The sequence below is a fragment of the Treponema sp. R6D11 genome (assembly GCF_054786075.1).
In genome coordinates this window covers 1-4,888 of record NZ_BDHD01000132.1, presented here as the reverse complement: position 1 = coordinate 4,888, position 4,888 = coordinate 1, and the positions used below count along the sequence as shown (strand labels likewise).

Annotated in this window: 2 protein-coding genes; one reads left to right on the top strand and one right to left on the bottom strand. The window is 44.9% G+C overall.

Annotated elements, in window-relative coordinates; genetic code table 11:
- Positions 1–342: hypothetical protein (locus ACYVTD_RS09730; protein WP_461247582.1), on the top strand; the 342-nt coding region annotated here is incomplete at its 5' end.
- Here the strand turns inward: ACYVTD_RS09730 and ACYVTD_RS09725 are convergent.
- Positions 249–4,888, bottom strand: a 4,640-nt coding sequence (locus ACYVTD_RS09725) for an SUMF1/EgtB/PvdO family nonheme iron enzyme (RefSeq protein ID WP_461247581.1), incomplete at its 5' end; no start/stop codon positions are given. The genes ACYVTD_RS09730 and ACYVTD_RS09725 overlap by 94 nt on opposite strands.

The following is a 4,888-nucleotide window of genomic DNA, read 5'->3' as shown; positions in this document are numbered from 1 at the left end:
ATCCTAAACAGTGTAATCGCTAATGGTTCTTCAAAGGAGACAACCACGCAGTTGACACTTAATTTTAACCATGAGGTTTATGGGCTTTCCGCAGCCGACATCACTTTGAGTGGCATAAACAACGTGAGTAAAGGGAAGATCAGCGGTTCTAATCCGTATTATTTGCCTATCGGCGGTTTTACCAGTGGTGGAAACTTGACAGTATCGGTTTCGAAAGCGAATAGTGGCTCGCCAAAGATAGTGGAAATCTATAACATTTTCATGGAGATGATTTCAATTTCCGGCGGCAGTTTCCAGATGGGGAATTCTACGCTGTTTAAGGTAACGGGAGTGATATTATAGATAGTTGTCGTCTTTGGCGAGCCGTTTATGAGATAACCCGTTTTCGCTACTGCAACGTTCAAGTTTCCACTGGAAGTAAAACCGTTAATGGGCAAAGTATAGGTGGAACCGGAAACGCTTAACGCTCCTTTGCTTACGCCTGACACGCCGCTCAATGTTATGTCTGCGGCGGTAAGTCCGGCAATAGTCTGGTCAAAGTTAAGAGTTAATTGCGTAGTAGTTTGCGTTGAAGAGCCGTTGGCGCTTACGCTGTTTAAGGTAACAGGTATGGAATAATAAACAGCTACTGTCTTTGGTGAGCCGCTTATGGAATAATCAGCTTTCGAGACTGACACGTTTAATGTCCCGCCAGACGTAAGTCCGCTGATAGGCAGAGTGTACGGATTGGAACCAGTAAGAGTTCCTTTGCTCACACTAGATACTCCGCTTAAAGTAATGTCATTTGCAGTAAGCCCGATAACCATACCGCTAAATGTCAATGTCAAATTAGTTGTATTCTGTGTTGAAGATCCGTCGGCTGTTACACTGTTTAGAGTAACGGGGGTAGTCCCGCCGGAGGGTAAGGCAAGACGGATGCCAGCGGCAGTAGAAACTTGGTGCGGCTGGATCCCGTCTCGTTGTACAATACGCAAATAATTATATTGAGTGCCACCAATAGAACCTATTGAACTTGTATAGCTTCCGCCACGAACCACGCGAGATGTCCCTGAAGACACGCCTACAGGATTAGTCTGCGCCGCGCTCGTATAGTCCCCACTCCAGTCCCAACACCATTCACTTACATTTCCACTCATGTCGTACAAACCTAATCCATTAGGACTACTAATACCTACAGTACTAGTTTGTGTAGTATTGCCAGACCAAGCCGCCACATTACCGGGAGTATTACTTCCAGAATAAGTGTAAGCTCCCAACGAGTTACCGCCCTTTGCCGCATATTCCCACTGAGCTTCGGTTGGCAAACGGTAACCGGTGGAACCGGAAACTATTTCTACCGCGTTCCATGTCGTATTATTGGAGGTAGGCACTGCTCCCCATGCGGAAGGAGCAGTGCTTCCCGATATACTATATGCGGGTGTTAATCCTTCAATAATGCTCAATTTATTGCAGAATACCAAAGCGTCATACCAACTTACTCTTTCCACAGGACGTTTGCCAGATGTCGTATTATTACTAGGATTACTACCCATTACCGCTTGGTATTGTTCCTGCATTACCTCATACTTGCTCATGGAAAAAGCGCTTAGTGTTACCGTGTGTGTCGGAGTTACATCGCCGATTCCGGCAGTTCCTAATTCTTTTCCCATCAAGAAACTTCCACCAGGTACTTGGATCATTTCCATTTTAAAGTAATAGATAGTTGCCGTCATCGAGCCGCTTATGGCATAGCCCTCTTTCGCTACTGTAATGGTCATAGTTCCGCCCGAAGTAAAGCCGCTGATAGGCAAAATATACGGATTAGAACCAATGAGAGTTCCTTTGCTAACGCCAGACACACCGCTCAAAGTAATGTTATTGGCGATAAGATCGGGAATCGGAGCGCTAAACGTCAAGGTCAACTGCGTGGTAGTCTGTGTGGAAGAACCGTCAGCGCTTACGTTGAGGGTAACAGGGATAGCGTAATAGATACTTACAGATTTTGGCGAGCCGCCTATGGAATAGCCATTTTTCAAGACCGCCACGTTTAAGTTCCCGTTTGAAGTAAAACCGCTGATAGGCAGAGTGTAAACGGAACCGGAAACACTCAGCGTTCCTTTGCTCACACCAGACACGCCGCTCAAAGTAATGTCATCGACGGTAAGATTTGGAATCGCCGCGTTAAATGTCAAGGTCAACTGCGTGGTAGCCTCATTGTAAGAGCCGTTGGCTGTTACAATGCTTAGATTAACAGGGATAGCGTAATAGACAATTGTTGTCTTTGGCGAATCGCTTATGTTATACCCTGATTTAGAAACAGACACTTCCAAAGTTCCGTCCGAAGTAATACCGCTGACATTCAAATAGTAAGAATTACCAGACCGGGTAAGCGTTCCTTTAGTTACGCCGGACATTCCGCTCAAAGTGATGTCACTGACGGAAAGCCCTGTAATAACTTGGTCAAAAGCAAGAGTCAAGTTTGTGGTCGTCTGCGTTAAAGAGCCGTTGGCGCTTACACTAATTAAGGTAGCAGGGGTAGCGTAATAGATAGTTGCCGTCTTTGGTGTGCCGCTTATGGAATAGCCGGCTTTTGAAACCGCCACGCTCAAAGTTCCGCCCGAAGTAAAGCCGCTGACAGACAGGATGTACGGATTTGATCCGTTTAATGTTCCCTTGCTCACGTTGGATACGCCGCTCAACGTGATGTCAGCGGAAGTAAGATCGGTAATCTCTTTATCAAAGGTAAGAGTCAAATGCGTAGTAGTCACCATTGAAGACCCGCTGGCTGTTACGCTGTTTAGAGTAGCAGGAATAGCGTAAGAAATAGTTGCCGTCTTTGGCAAGCCGGTTATGGAGTAGTTCACTTTCAAGACGGACACGCTCAAAGTTCCACCCGAAGTAAAGCCGCTGACATTCAAAGTGTACGGATTTGAGCCGCTGAGCGTTCCTTTACTAACGCCGTCTATACCGCTTAAAATAATGTCATCAGCGGAAAGTCCGTTAATAGCCTTGTCAAAGGTAAGAGTCAACTGCGTTGTTGTTACCATTGAAGACCCATTGGCACTTACGCTATTTAGGTTAACGACATAATAGATAGTCGCCGTCTTTGGCGAGCCATTTATGGAATAGTTTGCTTTTGAAACTGCCACGTTCAAAGCTCCGCCCGAAGTAAAGCCGCTGATATTTAGAGTATACGGATTTGAGCCGCTGAGCGTTCCTTTGGTCACGCCTGACACGCCGCTCAATGTTATGTCATTGACAGAAAGCCCATTAATCGCCTTATCAAATGTAAGAGTCAACTGCGTTGTTGTCACAGTTGAAGACCCGTTGGCGCTTACGCTGTCTAAGGTAACGGGGTAATAGATAGTCGTTGTCTTTGACGAATCACTTATGGCATAGCCATCTTTTGCTACTGTAATGGTCAAAGTTCCGCCGGAAGTAAAACCGCTGATCGGCAGGGTATACGGATTACTGCCACTTAGTAGTCCTTTATTAACGCCGTTTATGCCACTTAATTTGATGTCATCGGCGTTAAGCCCAATGATCGTCTTGTCAAATGTAATGGTCAACTGCGTAGTAATCTGTATTGAAGATCCGTCGGCGTTTACACTGTTTAATGTAGTAGGAATGGGAGGAGTATAGTAATAAATAGTTACTGTTTTTGGAGAGTTATTTATGGAATAGCCATCTTTCGAGACAGACACGCTCAAACTTCCGCTATAAGGAAAGTCCCCATTAAATTCACTGATAGACAGGTAATACGGATTAGAGCCGCTGAGTGTTCCTTTGGTCACGTCTGACACGCCGCTCAATGTTATGTCATCGACAGAAAGCCCATTAATCGCCTTATCAAATGTAAGAGTCAACTGCGTTGTTGTCACTGTCGAAGACCCATTAGCGGTTACACTGTTTAAGGTAACGGGGTAATAGATAGTTGTCGTCGCAGGAGAGCCGCTTATGCTAAAACCAGCTTTCAATACCGCTACATTCAATGTTCCACCCGAAGTAAAGCTGCTGATATTTAGAGTATACGGGTTTGAGCCGCTGAGCGTTCCTTTGGTCACGCCTGACACACCGCTCAATGTTATGTCATTGACAGAAAGCCCATTAATCGCCTTATCAAATGTAAGTGTCAATTGTGTGGTAATCTGCGTTGAAGAGCCGTTAGCGCTTACGCTGTTTAGGTTAACGGCGTAATAGATATTTGCCGTCTTAGGCGAGCCGTTTATTGAATAGCCGTCTTTTTCTACTTTAACACCCAAAGTTCCGCCGGAAGTAAAGCCGCTAATATTCAAGGTGTACGGATTTGAGCCGCTTAGCGCTCCTTTACTAACGCCGGCTATGCCGCTCAAAATAATGTCATCGGTAGTAAGTCCGCTAATATCTTTGTCAAAGGTAAGTCTTAACTGCGTAGTAGTCTGCGATGAAGGCTCAACGGCTATTACGCTATTTAGGGTAACAAGGATAGCGTAATAGACAGTTGCCGTCTTAGGCGAACCGCTTATGGAATAGCCATTTTTCGAGACAGACACATTTAAAGCTCCGTCCGAAGTAATGTTAGTAATATTTAAGATGTATGTGTACGGATTTTCATCATCTTCCCTGAGTATTCCTTTATTCACTCCGTCTACACCGCTCAATGTTATGTCATCAGTGGAAAGACTGGTAATCTCGTTATCAAAAACAAGAGTCAACTGCGTGGTAGTCTGTTTTGAAGAGCCGTTTGCGGTTACGTTGTTTAGAGTAATCGGAGCGGCGTAATAGATAGTTGTCGTTGAAGGAGAGTCATTTTCTAATAGATAACCCGCTTTTGCAAATGTAATGGTCAATTCTTTGTTGATTGTGTCAAAATAAAAACCGCTGATAAGCAGGTAATAAGGATTATTGCCGCTAAGATTTCCTATTGTTA